Raw genomic sequence first — 17,543 nt, 5'->3', positions numbered from 1 at the left:
GGCCGCATTGCCCGCGCTAGATCGAAGGACGTCCGCATGCACACCGCCAACTCCAACCGCTCTGCCCGCACCGTGCTGGGCTGTGTGTTCACCGTCGCGCTGCTGGCTGCGGGCGTCTCGTTGCCGCCCTCCTTCGCCGCCCCGGCAGCGCCGGTCTCGGTGCTTCTGGACAATGTGCCGGTTACTGCATTGCAGGCGCTGGCGGTGGATCTGGCGCAGTTGCGCGACGATCAACGTGCACAGCTTGCCGCCAGGCACGATGCGGCGCGTATCGAAGCCTACGACGAGCGTCTGGGCAATCTGCACCAGCGGATCGCACGGCATGCCGGCTACTTCCAGGCCACCGCGCCGCAGGGCGAACAGGCACGCAAATTCGCGCTGGTGCAGCAGCAGCTGGGCAAGTATCTGGCACAGCACCGTCAGGCCAATCGCGCCCTGCACGAAGGCGACCTGCAATACGCACAAGCCTTGTCGCTGGGCCATAGCGGCGATACCCGCCACGTCTTGTGGACCGAACTGCAGAGCCTGCAGCAATCGGTCGCCAGCGTGAACGTTGCGCAGCGCAACTGAGCCGCTGCAGGCAAACCTTGCCACGCAGCGCCCGGGCAACATCACGCGTAGCACGCGCCAGTTCACGCTGAACCATCACGCCTTGTGCGGCCGAGTTCATCGGCGCGGCGACTGCACAATCTCCCGGCCCGCCCGCCGGTGCCGTTCACACCGTGCGCGCTGCCCGGTGCTGCATGCGCAGCGCCTGCGCCAGGATGCTGAGCGCCGTCACCGCATTGCCTGATGAATTCGCCGGGCAGCTGTGAGCCGTTCAATGGTCGCCGAAAGTGCAAACCGCCACCGTGCCCACGCCGTCGGCGATCGCGTGACAGCATGTCTTTCAGGCACTGTCTGGTTCGCTGTCATGCCCAGCGCGCTGCCACTGCGCCGAGCACGCAACGCGCCGGGCCAGCGCATTAACGCACTGAGCAAAGCCACGCCATTCGCAGGTCGACTCCGCCACGAATCGGCCGCCACCTGAGTTGTGTCCGGCTCAACATTTTCGGAATCAGGTCGCTATTCGACTTACACCGGTCACATTCCTTTGCTGGATATCTGCCATGACGCTGAAGACCACGGTTGCAAAAACACTGGCCAATGTACCGCTCAAGCGCAGGTTCTTCGCCCAGACTGCCCTGGTTGCGCTGGGCATCATTGCGTTGGCGGTGATCGCCGCACGCATGCAGTACGTCGATCTGACCGATACGCGCCGCGATGGGCTCAAGAGCCAGATCGAGATGGCGACTGCGGTGGTCAATGGCTATGCCGAACGCGCCGAAAAGGGCGAGATCGACGTGGAGACCGCCAAAAAGAGTGCGCTGCATACTCTGTCGACCATGCGTGCACGTGGCGGTGTGGATTACATCTACGTCACCGACCAGACGCCGACGATGCTGATGCACCCCACCCGCCCGGACCTGGTCGGCAAGCCGTTGAGCGACGTGCTCAGCCCGGACGGCAAGCGCGTGTTTCCAGCATTCGTCACCGCAGCGCAGGCCGGCGGCGGCTATGTCGACTACACCTGGGCCAAGCCAGGGCAGAAGGATCCGGTGCAGAAAACCTCGTACGCGGCGCTGTACAAGCCGTGGGGCTGGGTGATCGGCACCGGCGTGTACCTGGACGACACCCAATCGCAGGCGCTGGTTTTCACCGGCATCGTTGCGCTCGCCGGTGGCGCCCTGGTGCTGATCAACCTGCTGGTGGGCTGGCTGATCGGCAATTCCATCCTGGAGCCGGTGTCGCGTGCCCTGGCGGCCATCAAGGGCGTGGCGCGCGGCGACCTGAGCGTGCGTACTGCCGAACACGGCACCGATGAAATCGGCCAGATGCTCAAGGCCACCGACGAGATGGTCCACACCTTGGAGCGCTTCTCCGCGCAGACCAAGGTGATGGTGCACATGCATGCCGGCGACGATGTCACCCACCGCATGCCGACCAATTTCCCGGGCGTCTACGGCGAACTGGCCACCGGCATCAACACGATGATCTTCGAGCACCTGGATGCCATCGTCGATGCGATCGGCATCCTCAACGAGTATGCGCAAGGCGACCTGTCGCGCAATGCCGCGCGCCTGCCCGGCACGCGTGCGGTGCTGCACGAAGCGATGGACGCGGCCAAGGCCAGCCTGCTGGCGATCAACACCGAGATCAAGCGACTGGCGCAAGCTGCAGCCAACGGCGACTTCAGTCAACGCGGCGATGCCACGCGCTTCAAGCACGACTCGGCGCGCATGATCAACGACCTCAACGCGATGATGGAGGTCAGCGACCGCAACCTGGGCAAGCTGTCCGAGCTGCTGGCATCCCTGGCCGAAGGCGACCTCACTGCGCGCCTGGATGGCCAGTACCATGGCGTGTTCGCGCGCATGCGCGACGACGCCAACACCACGGCCACCCAGCTGGCCGGCATCGTCGGGCGCATCCAGCAGGCCGCCAGTTCCATCACCGGCTCGGCCAGCGAAATCGCCGCAGGCAACAACGATCTGTCCCAGCGCACCGAACAGCAGGCCGCCAATCTGGAAGAAACCGCCGCCTCGATGGAGGAGCTCACCTCCACCGTCAAGCAGAATGCCGAAAGCGCACGCCAGGCCAACCAGTTGGCGATCGGCGCCGCCAGCGTGGCCTCGCAGGGCGGCCAGGTGGTGAGCCAGGTGGTGGACACCATGTCCGGTATCCAGACCTCGTCCAAGAAGATCGCCGAGATCATCAGCGTCATCGACGGCATCGCCTTCCAGACCAATATCCTGGCACTGAATGCCGCGGTGGAAGCCGCACGTGCCGGCGAACAAGGCCGCGGATTTGCGGTGGTCGCCTCGGAAGTACGCACGCTGGCCCAGCGTTCGGCCAATGCGGCCAAAGAGATCAAGCACCTCATCGACGATTCGGTGGGCAAGGTGTCCGAGGGCTCGCTGCTGGTGGATCAGGCCGGCAAGACCATGGCCGAGATCGTCTCTTCGGTGCAGCGCGTCACCGACATCATGAGCGAAATTTCTGCCGCCTCGCAGGAACAGTCGGCCGGGATCGAACAGGTCAACCTCACCGTCACCCAGATGGACGAGAGCACGCAGCAGAACGCGGCGCTGGTGGAAGAAGCCACCGCAGCGGCCAATGCCATGCAGCAGCAGGCGCAGCAGCTGGATGAGGCGGTGTCCAGCTTCCGGATCGTCGCTGCCACCTCCAAGACGTTCGGCCATGCCGGCACACGCGCGCCGGCGCGGGTTGCGCTGGCCACCTACTGACCGCACATGCCCCGCTTCGGCCGGGTTGTCTTCTCCCTTTTCCTTTTTCCTTCCGCGGCTAAGCCCATGACCTCGCCTTCCACCCACTCACGTTTCAGCGGACGCCTGGCGTACCGCCTGATGTTCGGTACGGCAGTCATTGCGTCGCTGTGCTTCGGTTTGACCGCAGCCATCACCTATTGGCAAAGCAGTCGCGCATTGAGCGCCTCTGCGCAGGCCACGATGCAAAATGCCGCGCGCTACCAGGCCGAGCAGATCGGCAGCGAGCTTGGCCAGGCGTTGACGACCGGCCAATCGCTGGCCACCACCTTGCTGGTGCAACGCGCCAATGGCGGCATCAGCCGCGACAGCGCCGCGGCAGTGGTGCACGACCAATTGCTGGACCACCCCGAGTGGGTCGGCATGGGCACCTTGTGGGAGCCGCAGGCCTTCGATGGCAAGGACAGCGCATTTGCCAATGCCAAGGGCCACGACGCCACCGGCCGCTTCATGACCTACTGGGGACGCAGTGAGCAGACACTGGTCCGCGAGCCGCTCACCGATTACGAAACCCCCGGCCTGGGCGACTGGAACCTGAAACCGCGTGCACTGCTGCGGCAGACCGTGGCCGAACCCTACGATTACAAGATCGGCGGCAAGACCGTGCTGATGACCACCTTGTCCACGCCGATCCTGCAGGACGGCAAGTATCTGGGCGCGGTCACCGTGGACGTGGCACTGGCGGCATTGCAGCAGCGCCTTGGCGCCTTGCGCCCGATGCAGGACGGTTATGTCGAACTGCTCTCGCCTGCCGGCGTGGTGCTGGCATCGCACGACACCACGCGCATCGGCAAGCAGGTCACCGACGCACGCCACCGCACCATGCTGGAGGCGATCAAGGCCGGCAAGGACGCGTTGGATTTCACCCCCGATGCAGACGGCGCAGTCAGCGCCTACGTTCCGCTACAGATCGGCAAGGCGCAGGAGCGCTTCGCGCTGGGCGTGGTGGTGCCGTATGCCACGATCATGCAGCAGGCGCATCACCTGCTGTGGACCATCCTTGCCGTCGGCCTTGGCTCGGCGCTGGTGCTCAGCGTGGCGCTGTTTGCGCTGCTGCGTCGCCAGGTGGTGCGGCCGCTGGAGGCCGCTGCGCACGTGGCCGATGCGATCGCCTCGGGCAAGCTCGACAACCAGATCGCCGTGCAGCGCCAGGACGAAGTGGGCCGCCTGATGGGCGCCATGCAACGCATGCAGAGCGACCTGCGCGAGCGCATCGAGCGCGATGCACAGGTGGCCAACGAAAACCTGCGCATCCGCACCGCGCTGGAACACTCGGAAATGGAAGTGTTGCTGGCCGACGAACAGCACAACGCGGTGTTCATCACCCAGGCGCTGCACACCTCGTTCAAGCAGGGCGAGCCCGCCTTCCATGCCAAGGGCCAGACCGGCTTCAGTGCCGATGCGGTGGTCGGCAAGCCGATGGACTACGTGTTCGGCAACGATGGCGAAGGCGCCGCGCGGACGCAGCGTCTGCGGCAGCTGCAGTCCACCACCACCGAGCGCTACCGCTTCGGGCCGGTGACGCTGGATCTGACCATGACCCCGCTGTATGCCCCCGATGGCCGTCGTAGCGGCAGCATGCTGCTGTGGCGCAATATCAGTGCCGAAGTCAGCACCCAACAGGAAGTGGCCGAGCTGGTGCAGTCCGCCTTGATGGGCGATTTCGGCCAGCGCCTGGCGCTGGACGACAAGCATGGGTTCTATCTGGAATTCGGCCGCCAGCTCAATGGCCTGCTGGAAACCACTTCGCTGAGCCTGGAGCGGATTTCCAGCCTGCTCAGTGCGCTGGCCGAAGGCGACCTCACCGTGCGCATGGACGGCGACTTCCAGGGCGTGTTCGCCCGCATGCGCGACGATGCCAACGCCACGGTGGCGCAGCTCACCGGCATTGTCTCCGGCATTCAGACCTCGGCCACGCAGATCAGCGCAGCCGCCAGCGAAATTGCTGCCGGCAACAACGATCTTTCCCAGCGCACCGAACAACAGGCCGCCAATCTGGAAGAAACCGCCGCCTCGATGGAGGAACTCACCTCCACCGTCAAACAGAATGCCGAGCATGCGCGTCAGGCCAACCAGCTGGCCATCGGCGCAGCCGACGTGGCATCGCATGGCGGTTCGGTGGTGGCGCAGGTCGTCACCACCATGTCGGGCATCGAGACCTCGTCCAAGAAGATCGCCGAGATCATCAGCGTCATCGACGGGATCGCATTCCAGACCAATATCCTGGCCTTGAATGCGGCGGTGGAAGCGGCGCGCGCCGGCGAACAGGGCCGCGGATTTGCCGTGGTCGCCTCCGAGGTGCGCACGCTGGCGCAACGTTCGGCCAGTGCTGCCAAGGAGATCAAGCACCTGATCGACGATTCGGTGAGCAAGGTGGAACAAGGCGCGTCGCTGGTGCATCAGGCCGGCACCACCATGAGCGAGATCGTGGCCAGCGTGCAGCGCGTCACCGACATCATGGGCGAAATCTCCGCCGCCTCGCAGGAGCAGTCGTCCGGCATCGAGCAGGTCAACCTCACCGTGACGCAGATGGATGAAGCCACGCAGCAGAATGCCGCGCTGGTGGAAGAAGCCACTGCCGCAGCGCGTGCGATGGAAGAACAGGCCGGCCAGCTGACCGAGGCGGTGGCGGTCTTCAAGCTCAATCATGCGGTCAAGCCCGTGCTGGCTGCGTCCACTGTCAAACCAGCGGTGCGCGCGGTGGTCACCACCAAGCCGGCAGCCGCCCGCGGCAAGCGCGTGGCGACACTGCTGCCTCACTCCGTGGGCAAGTCCTCCGGCACTGCCGGTCACGACAGCCAGTGGCAGGATTTCTAACCGCCCTGCGCGCAGTGGATTGCAAGCGAACACAAGCGTAATCGCACGCACGCAGCGTTACTTGCATTCCACAGCTGCATCCCGCACGGCGCGTCATCGGCGCGCCGTGCATGCCCTGCCCCTTCCGCTCGTCCGACGCGCATCAAGAATCATGCAGCGTTGCCGTTAGTGTGGATGACATCGACTGCCTGCGCCACACCGCAGCAGCCGGTCCAGCAGTGCATGCGTGCTGTCGCGACCAACGCAGCCAGCGCATGCATCCGGATAGTTGTTTCCGCAGGTCGTCACGCAAGGGATGCCATGAAGCCGTCTGTTATCGCCAGCTGTTTTGTGCTGTTGGGTGTGATGGGTCATGCCCGCGCTGAAGACCCGATCGCGACCGACCGCCCGGATTTCGTGGAATCCAGCCTCACCGTCGGCGACCGCCGCGTGCAGGTGGAAACCAGCGTCGCGTGGGAACGCGACGACGCGGTGAATGCATATTCCACGCCCACGCTGCTGCGCTACGGCCTGGGCCAGACCTGGGAATTGCGGCTGGAAACCGATGGCTGGCAGCGCATCGACCTGCCTGGCGATGCGCAGGTAAGCGGCATGTCCGACGTCTCGCTCGGCATCAAACATCACCTGGCCAGTTCCGACGATGGCAAGACCTCGCTGGCCTGGTTGCTGCATGTGGATCTGCCCAGCGGCGCGCAGGCATTGCGCGGCCATGGTGCGCGCCCCTCGTTCCGGCTGGTGGCCGAATGGGAGCTCAGCGACAGCATGTCCGCGGGCATGATGCCCGGGGTGATCTGGGACGACGATGGCCAGGGTAATCGATATACCGCCGGCATCTTCGGTGCCGTTCTCGGCAAGGCCTGGAACGACCGCGTGCGCTCGTTCGTCGAAGTGGCGTTGCCGCAGATCGCCAACAGCGACGATGGCGGCACCGTGGCCCTGCTCGATGTCGGCTCGGCCTGGCTGCTGAGCAACGACGTCCAACTGGACGCTGTCTACAGCCGCGGACTCAACGACCGCTCACCGGATCACGCGCTCGGCGTGGGCCTGTCTTTCCGCTTCTGACACGGGTTGCACCATGAAGATCATGCACATGCTGGGCGTCCTGGTGCTGGTGGCCGCATTGGCCCTGCTCGCCTTGGGTGGCGTGGGCTATAACGGCCAACGCGGCCTGCTCGATGCGATTGCCGCACAGGTCATCTCCTCCGATGCGCTGCGCAACCATATGCAGGCGGACATGATGCACGACGCCCTGCGCGGCGATGTCACCGCCGCGTTGCTTGCTGCCTCCACGAAAGACGATAAAGCCGTGGCGGCCGCGCGTAGCGCATTGGGCGAACACGCCGGCGAATTCCGCGAGTCGCTGGCAGCCAACCGCAAACTGCCGCTGGCCCCTGCATTGCGCGCCGATCTGGACGCGGTGACGCCGGCACTGCAGGCCTATATCGCATCCGCCGACCAGGTGGTGAAGGCTGCCGAAACGCAGGCGGACAGCGCAGCGGCCTACGCGGATTTCAACGATAAATTCGGCCAGCTTGAAACCCGCATGGGCGCCATCAGCGAGCGCATCCTGGCCTTGAACGAGGCCAGCCGCCGCCAGGCCGAGCAATACAGCCACCGCGTGATGTGGCAGCAGGGTAGCGCCGTGGTGCTGGCATTCGTGTGCCTGGCGCTGGCGGCCGGCTGGATTCTGCGCTCGGTATTCGGCCTGCTTGGCGGCGAGCCGCAGCTGGCCATGGCGGCCGCGCAACACATCGCCGAAGGCCGCCTGGACCAACCGATCCCGGTCGCCGCAAAGCACAGCCGCAGCCTGATGGCCGCATTGGCGCGCATGCAGCGCGACCTGCGCGAGCGCCTGGAGCGCGAGCGCAGCATCGCAGCCGAAAACCTGCGCATCCGCACCGCACTGGATAACGCTTCCACCGGCATGTACATCGCCGACCCGGACCTCACCATCATCTACACCAATGGTGCGCTGCAAAACCTGCTGCACACCTACGCAGACGATATCCAGGCCTGCGCGCCCGCGTTCAATCGCACCGCCAAGCTGGTCGGCCAACCGGTCTCGCTGCTGGAAGTGGGCAACGCACAGGACGCGGAGATCTATCAGCGTCTGGACCGCCAGGGCGCTGCCCAGCGCGAGGTGCAGTACCGCAGCACCTGCATCGCACAGAACGTTTCGGCAATTCGCGACGAGGCCGGCGCGCATCTGGGCTTTGTCTGCGAGTGGCGCGACCGCACGGCCGAGGCGCGCGTGGAAATCGACGTTGCCGACGTGGTGCGTAGCGCCGCTGCCGGCGATCTTTCCAAGCGCATCGACAGTACCGGGAAACAAGGCTTTTTCCTGCAACTGGCGCAACAGCTCAATGCCTTGCTCGATGCCAACGCGGTCAGCATCGCCGAAGTGTCGCGCCTGCTGAGCGCGCTGGCCGACGGCGACCTGAGTGCGCGCATGCAGGGCCAATTCCATGGCGTTTTCGCCACGATGCGCGACGACGCCAATACCACCGCCGAGCAACTGGCGCTGGTGATCGGGCGTATCCAGCAGGCCGCCGGCAGCATTCATACCGCCTCCAGCGAAATTGCCGCCGGCAACAACGACCTGTCGCAGCGCACCGAACAACAAGCGGCCAATCTGGAAGAGACTGCCGCCTCGATGGAAGAGCTCACCTCCACCGTCAAACAGAATGCTGAAAGCGCACGCCAGGCCAACCAGTTGGCAATCGGCGCGGCTGGCGTGGCTTCGCAGGGCGGCGCGGTGGTGGCGCAGGTGGTCACCACCATGTCCGGCATCGAAGTCTCATCGAAAAAGATTGCCGAGATCATCAGCGTGATCGACGGCATCGCGTTCCAGACCAACATCCTGGCGCTCAACGCCGCCGTGGAAGCGGCGCGCGCCGGCGAGCAGGGCCGCGGTTTCGCAGTGGTCGCCTCCGAGGTGCGCACGCTGGCGCAGCGGTCGGCCGGTGCCGCGAAAGAGATCAAACATCTGATCGACGATTCGGTGAGCAAGGTCGCCGAGGGCTCGCAGCTGGTCCATCAGGCCGGCACCACCATGGCCGATATCGTCGCCAGCGTGCAGCGCGTCACCGACATCATGGGCGAGATCGCTGCCGCGTCGCAGGAACAGTCGTCGGGTATCGAGCAGGTCAACCTCACCATCACCCAGATGGATGAGGCGACCCAGCAGAACGCCGCATTGGTGGAAGAAGCCACTGCCGCTGCGCGCACCATGGAGGACCAGGCCAGCCAGCTGGCGCACGCAGTGTCGCGCTTTACCCTGGCCGATGCGCCGCAGGCGCAGGCTGCAATGCCTGTGGCCACAACGCCCGCCGTGGTCGCCGTTGCCCGGACAAGCAAGCCCAGCACGCGTGCCCCTAGCGCTCGCAAGCCGGCAGTGAGCGCGTCCACCGCCACCGCCGGCAACGACAGCCAGTGGCAGGACTTCTGAGCAAGACCGGTGCGCAACGGCGGCCCGGATCTGGCGCCGTGACGCAGAGCGCTATTTAGCGGCCCTGCGACTCGGCCACATCGCCGCGACAACTGTATTGCGGCGTTTTCGCGTAATCGGCAGGCGCTTGCCTGCCCGTTAATACTTCACAACTAAAGAAGTTGGGGTTTCAGCCGTTAGCTTGCTGGATAACGCCGCTAGGCAATGTTTCGGAGCAAGTGATGAATAAGTTCAACGACTGGCCAATCCGCCGCAAACTCATGTTTGCCTTCTGTCTGAGTGCCGTGCTCACCGCATTACTGGGCGGTTTGGGCTTTTCGCGCATGAAGCAGATGCAGAGCGAAACCACCTTGATCAACCAGGACGTGGTGCCGGTGTTGAGCCGCCTGTCCGAGTTGCGCGGTTTTGCCGGCGAATTCCGCGTCTACGAAGTGGGCCAGTTCCTCAACCTGGAAGACCCGGAGCGCTACGCGTATTTCTTCAAGCGCATGGATGAAATCCAGGCCAAGTACGCCGACACCCAGAAGCAGCTGGACGCCAAGATCGATGCGGCCTCGCCGTTGAAGGCCGAGTACGCCAGGCTCACCGATGCCAGCGCCCGCTATTTCGCCGCCAACCAGCAGCTGCGCAAGCTCTATGCAGAGCCCGACCGCGCCGCTGCGATGGAGTTTTCGCGCAAGCAATCGGGCGAGATCCGCAAGGAGCTGTTCGCCTCGGTGGACAAGCTGTATGCACAGCAGTCCAAGGCGCTGGGCGACATGGTGACTGCCAGTGCCAGCTCGTTCAAGCTGACCAGCGCAGTGCTGCTGATCGGCACCTTGCTGATGGCTGCCTTGTCGGTGACTTTCGGTTGGTTGATCGCGCGCAGCATCACCAGCCCGCTTGCCAAGGCGCTGGGCGCCATCCAGGCGGTCTCGCGTGGCGATCTGGGTGTGCAGGTCGGCAAGACCAGCAAGGACGAGATCGGCCAGATGCTGGAGGCCACCGGGGGCATGACCCAGATGCTGCGCCGTTTCTCCGACGAAACCGCGCGCATGTCGCACCTGCATGCGGCCGAAGACATCACCCACCGCATGCCGGAAGATTTCCCCGGCGTGTACGGCAACCTTGCCACCGGCATCAACACGATGATCTTCGAGCATCTCGACGCCATCGTCGATGCGGTGCGCATCCTCAATCAATACGCCCAGGGCGACCTGAGCGAAGATGCGCGTCGCCTGCCGGCCAGCCGCGCCGTGCTGCATGAAGCGATGGATGCGGCCAAGGCCAGCTTGTTGTCGATCAACACCGAGATCAAGCACCTGGCGCAGGCGGCCGCCTCCGGCGATTTCAGTGCGCGTGGCGATGCGCAGCGCTTTAAGTACGACTTCGCCGTGATGGTGTCGGATCTGAACTCGATGATGGAAGTCAGCGACCGCAACCTGGGCAAGCTGTCGCAGCTGCTCGGCGCCGTGGCCGAGGGCGACCTGACCGCGCGCATGGATGGGCAATTCCACGGCGTGTTCGCACGGCTGCGCGACGACGCCAACGCGACCACCCAGCGTCTGACCGACATCGTGGGCCGCATCAAGCACTCCACCCTGGCGATCAACACGGCCGCCGGCGAGATTGCCGCCGGCAACAACGACCTGTCGCAACGTACCGAACAGCAGGCGGCCAACCTGGAAGAAACCGCCGCTTCGATGGAAGAGCTCACGTCCACCGTCAAGCAGAACGCCGAGCACGCGCGTCAGGCCAACCAGCTGGCCATCGGCGCGGCAGGCGTGGCATCGCACGGCGGCAACGTGGTCGGCCAGGTGGTCACCACCATGTCCGGCATCGAAACCTCGTCCAAGAAGATTGCCGAAATCATCAGCGTCATCGACGGCATCGCGTTCCAGACCAACATCCTGGCCTTGAATGCCGCGGTGGAAGCGGCGCGTGCCGGCGAGCAGGGCCGTGGTTTTGCCGTGGTGGCCTCGGAAGTACGCACGCTGGCGCAGCGTTCGGCCGGTGCAGCGAAGGAGATCAAGGGCCTGATCGACGACTCGGTGAGCAAGGTGGCCGAAGGCTCGGCACTGGTGAATCAGGCCGGCAGCACCATGGCCGAGATCGTCTCCTCGGTGCAGCGCGTGACCGATATCATGAGCGAAATCTCTGCCGCCTCGCAGGAGCAGTCGGCCGGCATCGAGCAGGTCAACCAGACCGTCACCCACATGGACGAGGCCACCCAGCAAAACGCCGCGTTGGTGGAAGAAGCCACCGCCGCTGCACGCTCGATGGAAGAGCAGGCGCAGCAACTCACCGAAGCGGTAGCGCTGTTCCGCCTCTCGGCCGAACTGGAAGCGGTCACCCGCGCAACGCCGGTGGTACGCCAGATCGCCGCCAAGCGCCCGGTGGCGGCCAGCACGCCTGCCACCAAACCGCATGCCGCGCGTCCGGCGGGCCGCGCCGCAGTGGCAATGGCGCCGTCCAACGAATCCGACTGGTCCGAGTTCTAAGCGCGCGAGACGGCTGCGCTCACCGCCAAGTGGGCGCGACCGGTGCCGGGTCTGGCAAGTACCACGTAGGTATGCGGATCCTGAAGTCGGTCTCCGAGCGCAGGACTATTCGCCATGTTGTACGGTCGTTCAATCAGCCGCATGGCCTTGAAATGGCAACTGTTATCGAAGCCGCGCCCTCAAAAAGCGCGGCTTTCATTTTGGCGCACTGTCGAAAACAGACTCTTCAGTACGATTCAATATAATATTTGGATAAATTTCATATTTGAATTAAATTTATACTGTAGAGCTCGCATTGCCAACCATAATCCACAGGGAAAACTCCGACAGAATAAAAATTTATTTCACAAGCCTAACTTGAGTTATATTTTTTTTGATATCGAGGTATTCAGTAGATGCTCTCAAGCGCCGTTATTGGGCATAGCGAGACGTCAGACTGCACTCGACTGGCGTTTCCGCATCGCTCGCTTTTATCGCGCAACGCTTGCCAGGAACCCTGTCATGACCTCACTTCTTCAACGTTACAACGTCGGCCCACGTCTAGCGGCCGCCTTCGCTGTGCTGATTGTGCTGTCGGGCCTGATCGCCTTGATCGGTTATCGCGGATTGACGTCAGCACGTGCTTTGGTCGACGGCATCGTGAACCAGAACATGGCGAAGATTCGCCTGTCCAACGACATGATGAACGCCAATTTCATTATCGGCACGCAGCTGCGCAATCTGGTATTGCCTACCAGCGATGAAGAGAATCGCCAGTTCGTTGCCAAGATCCAGTCTGCGCGTGCCGACTACACCAAGGCGCGCGAAGCGTTGTATGCCATGCCGGCCTCGGAGCAAGGCAAGATCCTGCGTGCAGAGATCGATGCGCGCCGCGCCGAAGTCAAGGGTTTGAATGACAAGGTCATGGATCTGGTGATGACCGGTCACAGCGACGAAGCACTTCCCTTTCTGCTGAACAAGGCGGCGCCCGCCATGCAGGTCTGGCAGGACAAAATTGCCGAAAACATCGCCCTGCAGGAGAAGCTGGCAGCCGATGCATCGGCTGTCGCATTCAAGTCCATGGACGACTCGCGCAAGCTGCTGATCGGCGGCTCGCTGCTGGTCGTGCTGCTGAGCGGCGCGCTGGGCGTGCTGATCACCCGTAGCCTGACCCAGCCGCTGAGCCGCGCGACCCGCGCCGCCGAATCCATCGCCGGCGGCCAGCTGGACAACGACGTCGACACCCAGTTCAACGACGAGGCCGGGCGCCTGCTCAAGGCGATGAGCAAGATGCAACAGCAGTTGCGCAATCTTCTCAGCGCGCAGACCGACATGGCCCGTCGCCATGATGAAGGCCAGATCAGCTTCCGCATCGATGCCGAGGCGTTCCCAGGCGAATACGGACGCATGGCCAGCGATACCAACAATCTGGTCGCATCGCATATCGCGGTGAAGTTGAAGCTTGCGCAGATCATGGGCCGCTACGCGATCGGCGATCTCAGCGAGGACATGGACAAGCTGCCCGGCGAAAAGGCCGTGCTCACCGACACCATGGCGCAGGTCAAATCCAACCTGTCGGCGATGAACCATGAAATCAAGCACCTGGCGACATCGGCGGCCAATGGCGACTTCAGTGCCCGCGGCGATGCAGAGCGGTTCCAGTACGACTTCCGCGTGATGGTGGACAGCCTCAACACCTTGATGGCTACCGCCGACGGCAACCTGCAATCGCTCTCTGGCTTGTTGCAGTCGATCGCTGCCGGCGACCTCACCGCCCGCATGAGCGGTGAATTCCACGGCGTGTTCGCGCAGATGCGCGACGATGCCAATGCCACCGCCACGCAGCTGGCCGAGATCGTCAGCGGCATCAAGGCCTCGGCCACGTCGATCAGGGGTGCGGCAAGCGAAATCGCCGCCGGCAATCAGGACCTGTCGCAGCGCACCGAGCAGCAGGCTGCCAACCTGGAAGAAACCGCTGCCTCGATGGAAGAGCTCACCTCCACCGTCAAGCAGAACGCCGAAAGCGCACGCCAGGCCAACCAGCTCGCCATCGGCGCGGCCAGCGTGGCCTCGCAGGGCGGCGAGATCGTCAGCAAGGTGGTCGGCACCATGAGCGGGATCGAAGCCTCGTCCAAGAAGATCGCCGACATCATTTCCGTCATCGACGGCATCGCGTTCCAGACCAATATCCTGGCCTTGAACGCGGCAGTGGAAGCCGCACGCGCCGGCGAACAGGGCCGTGGCTTTGCGGTCGTGGCTTCGGAAGTGCGCACCCTGGCGCAGCGCTCTTCGGGCGCGGCGAAGGAGATCAAGGACCTGATCGACGACTCCGTGCAGCGGGTGGCCGAAGGCTCGGTACTGGTACACAGCGCCGGCACCACCATGGGCGAGATCGTGGCCAGCGTGCAGCGCGTCACCGACATCATGGGCGAGATTTCCGCGGCCTCGCAGGAGCAGTCTGCCGGGATCGAGCAGGTCAACCAGACCGTGACAAGCATGGACGAAACCACCCAGCAGAACGCTGCGCTGGTGGAAGAAGCCACCGCTGCAGCACGCGCAATGGAAGAACAAGCCCAGCAACTGACCGAAGCGGTGGCACTGTTCCGTCTGTCGGCGGACATGGAAACGGTGACCCGCACCGCGCCGGCGGTGCGCCAGATTGCCGCCAAGCGTCCGGTTGCGGTGAGCAAGCCTGCAATCAAGCCGCCTGTCGCGCGCCCGACGGCACGCGCCGCTGTCGCCTCGGTCGCAAACGACGCGTCCAATTGGGCCGAGTTCTAATACCGGCCCCGGGGCTGCACCTGGACACCGCGCTCGCCGGCGAGCGCGGTGTTTTTTTATGGGCAGTGCTTCTGGCACCAGGCGCATTGCCGGGCATCACATGCGTCGCGGCAGTACGGCCGCATGGGTCTTGCGCACGCACAAAAAACCTTCGGCAGCGCCTGCACTGACGCCCCGCCCCGGCTTTGCATGCGCTTGATCGGACCGGGGTGCCATCGCCAACAGCCTGCATCGGCAGAGCCCGGTTTTTTCGAACATAAATGCCATCGAAATTGCGTGACGAATGCGTGACGAAACCCTTCAGTCGAGAGTGGTTGCGCCGCTAGCTATGTCAGCAACGAGGCACGCCTGCAAGCGCGAAAACGCCTCACTGCACTGCGCCATCGCACGGCCGATCACGGGGGGCCGAACGGATGGCTCCCACTACTCAGATTGTTACCAGCTCAAGGCACATTCGATGAAACAGCTAAGTCTTTCGACACAACTGGCACTGGGTTTCGGCACAGTTGTTCTTGTGCTCTTGATCGTCGCAACGGTAGGCCTACGTGGGCAGTCCCAGCTGTCGGACGCGGTGGCCATGAACGACCACACCTATCAGGTCATCGGCACCGGCCGCGCCATGTCCATTGCCACGGTCAACATCGAGACGGGCGCGCGCGGCTTTATGCTGTCCGGGCAGGAAACGCATCTCACGCCGTACAACAACGGCAAGGTGCAGTTCGAACAGGAATTCACCAACGCCAAGACCTTGACCGCCGACAACCCGGTGCAGCAGGAACGCCTGCAGCGCCTGCATGCGGCGTATGAGCAGTTCATGGGCTTTGAGGACAACCTGATCGCGCTGCGCGGCAAAAGCAGTGATACAGAGCTGTCCGCACTGCTGACGCAATTCAAGGCCGGCCATGAACGTGCGGCGATGGGCCAGATCCGTCAGCTGCTGGTCGACTTCGAAGCGCAGGAAAACGAATTGCTGGTCAAGCGCAGCGCAACCTTGAAGGCCGCCAAGGCCAGCAGCCGTTGGTCGATGATCATCGGCAGCGGCGTCGCGGTGCTGGTGGCGCTGGCCAGCGGCTGGCTGATCCGTCGTCGCCTGATCAATCGCCTGGGCGAGGCTTCGCACGTGGCCGATTCCATTGCCGCCGGCAACGTGTCCATCAGCGTGGACAGCAGCGGCACCGACGAGACTGGTCGCCTGCTCGCCAGCATGAGCAAGATGCAGCAGCAGTTGCAGAAGGTCTTGCACGGCCAGCAGGAAATGAAGCGCCGGCACGATCAGGGCGAGCTGAACTTCCGCCTGGACGAAGCAGCGTTTCCTGGCGACTACGCCACCATCGTGCGCGGCAACAACGACCTGGCCGCCTCGCATGTGGCCGTGATGATGCGGTTGGCGCAGATCATGGGCCAATACGCTGTCGGCGACCTGCGCGAAGACATGGAAGCCCTGCCCGGCGACAAGGCCGTGCTCAGCGACACCATGGCCAAGGTCAAGGGCAACCTGTCTTCGGTCAATCACGCCATCAAGCACCTTTCCCAATGCGCCGCCAATGGCGACTTCAGCGCCCGCGGCGATGCCGAGAATTTCCAGCACGACTTCCGGGTGATGGTGGAAAGCCTCAACACCTTGATGGCCACTGCCGACGGCAACCTGCAATCCCTCTCGGGCTTGTTGCAGTCGATCGCTGCCGGTGACCTCACCGCCCGCATGAGCGGCGAGTTCCATGGCGTGTTTGCACAGATGCGCGACGATGCCAATGCCACCGCCGTGCAGCTGGCCGAAATCGTCACCGGCATCAAGGCCTCGGCCATCTCGATCAAGGGCGCGGCCAGCGAAATCGCTGCCGGCAACAGCGACCTGTCGCAGCGCACCGAACAGCAGGCCGCCAGCCTGGAAGAAACGGCCGCCTCGATGGAAGAGCTCACCTCCACCGTCAAGCAGAACGCCGAAAGCGCACGCCAGGCCAACCAGCTCGCCATCGGCGCGGCCAGCGTGGCCACCCAGGGCGGCGAGATCGCCGGCCAGGTGGTCGAAACCATGGCCGGCATCGAGGCCTCGTCGAAGAAGATCGCCGATATCATCTCCGTCATCGACGGCATCGCCTTCCAGACCAATATCCTGGCCTTGAACGCAGCGGTGGAAGCGGCACGTGCCGGCGAGCAAGGCCGCGGCTTCGCCGTGGTGGCTTCTGAAGTGCGCACGCTGGCGCAGCGCTCTTCCGGCGCCGCCAAGGAGATCAAGGACCTGATCGCCGACTCGGTCGAACGTGTGACCGCCGGTTCGGTGCTGGTCAATGCCGCAGGCAGGACCATGGGCGAGCTGGTGACCAGCGTGCAGCGGGTCACCGACATCATGGGCGAGATCTCTGCAGCCTCGCAGGAACAGTCGGCCGGCATCGAACAGGTCAACCAGACCGTCACCCAGATGGACGAAACCACCCAACAGAACGCCGCGCTGGTGGAAGAAGCCACTGCCGCCGCGCGCTCGCTGGAAGAACAGGCGGTCGGATTGACCGAGGCCGTGGCGGTCTTCAAGACCGAGCAAGGCACCGCCAGCACGGTCCGCACGGCATCCGTCGCCAAGGCGGCGCCGGCCGTGCGCGCCAAGCTGACCTCGATCGGCGGCAGCGCGGCCGCCAAGCCGCGCGCGGTTGCTGCATCGACGACCGTCGACACCAGCTGGCAGGAGTTCTGATCAGCACGCACTGGCGTCGGTGG

General features: G+C 64.1%; 8 protein-coding genes. All 8 read left to right on the top strand.

Annotated features, from left to right (window positions below; genetic code table 11):
- The first annotated feature begins 36 nt into the window (after positions 1–36).
- The 8 genes from ACCQ07_RS09705 to ACCQ07_RS09670 all read left to right on the top strand — a co-directional run bounded on the left by ACCQ07_RS09705 (position 37) and on the right by ACCQ07_RS09670 (position 17,520).
- Positions 37–570: a hypothetical protein gene (locus tag ACCQ07_RS09705; RefSeq protein ID WP_008577780.1), complete on the top strand. Its 534-nt coding sequence runs from the start codon at positions 37–39 to the stop codon at positions 568–570.
- Positions 571–1,109: 539 nt separating this feature from the next.
- On the top strand, positions 1,110–3,287 hold the full coding sequence (locus ACCQ07_RS09700) for a methyl-accepting chemotaxis protein (RefSeq protein ID WP_011347241.1): 2,178 nt from the start codon (positions 1,110–1,112) through the stop codon (positions 3,285–3,287).
- A 66-nt stretch (positions 3,288–3,353) separates the two neighbouring features.
- Positions 3,354–6,143: a methyl-accepting chemotaxis protein gene (locus ACCQ07_RS09695; RefSeq protein ID WP_372364024.1), complete on the top strand. Its 2,790-nt coding sequence runs from the start codon at positions 3,354–3,356 to the stop codon at positions 6,141–6,143.
- A 300-nt stretch (positions 6,144–6,443) separates the two neighbouring features.
- Positions 6,444–7,205, top strand: coding sequence for a transporter (locus tag ACCQ07_RS09690; RefSeq protein ID WP_372364023.1), 762 nt, complete (start codon positions 6,444–6,446; stop codon positions 7,203–7,205).
- A gap of 13 nt (positions 7,206–7,218) precedes the next feature.
- Positions 7,219–9,591 (top strand): methyl-accepting chemotaxis protein, encoded by a 2,373-nt coding sequence (locus ACCQ07_RS09685; RefSeq protein ID WP_372364022.1) that lies wholly within the window; start codon positions 7,219–7,221, stop codon positions 9,589–9,591.
- A gap of 221 nt (positions 9,592–9,812) precedes the next feature.
- Positions 9,813–12,071 (top strand): methyl-accepting chemotaxis protein, encoded by a 2,259-nt coding sequence (locus tag ACCQ07_RS09680; protein ID WP_029819321.1) that lies wholly within the window; start codon positions 9,813–9,815, stop codon positions 12,069–12,071.
- 501 nt (positions 12,072–12,572) lie between these two features.
- A complete protein-coding gene (locus ACCQ07_RS09675; RefSeq protein ID WP_372364133.1) occupies positions 12,573–14,831 on the top strand; it encodes a methyl-accepting chemotaxis protein in 2,259 nt (752 codons plus the stop codon).
- Between the two features lie 577 nt (positions 14,832–15,408).
- Entirely contained in the window at positions 15,409–17,520 is a 2,112-nt protein-coding gene (locus ACCQ07_RS09670; RefSeq protein ID WP_372364021.1) for a methyl-accepting chemotaxis protein, read from the top strand.
- Positions 17,521–17,543: the final 23 nt, after the last annotated feature.

The organism is Xanthomonas sp. NCPPB 3583 (assembly GCF_041475715.2).
In the GTDB taxonomy this organism is placed as follows: domain Bacteria; phylum Pseudomonadota; class Gammaproteobacteria; order Xanthomonadales; family Xanthomonadaceae; genus Xanthomonas; species Xanthomonas euvesicatoria.
This window is presented reverse-complemented; position numbering and strand designations above follow the sequence as displayed.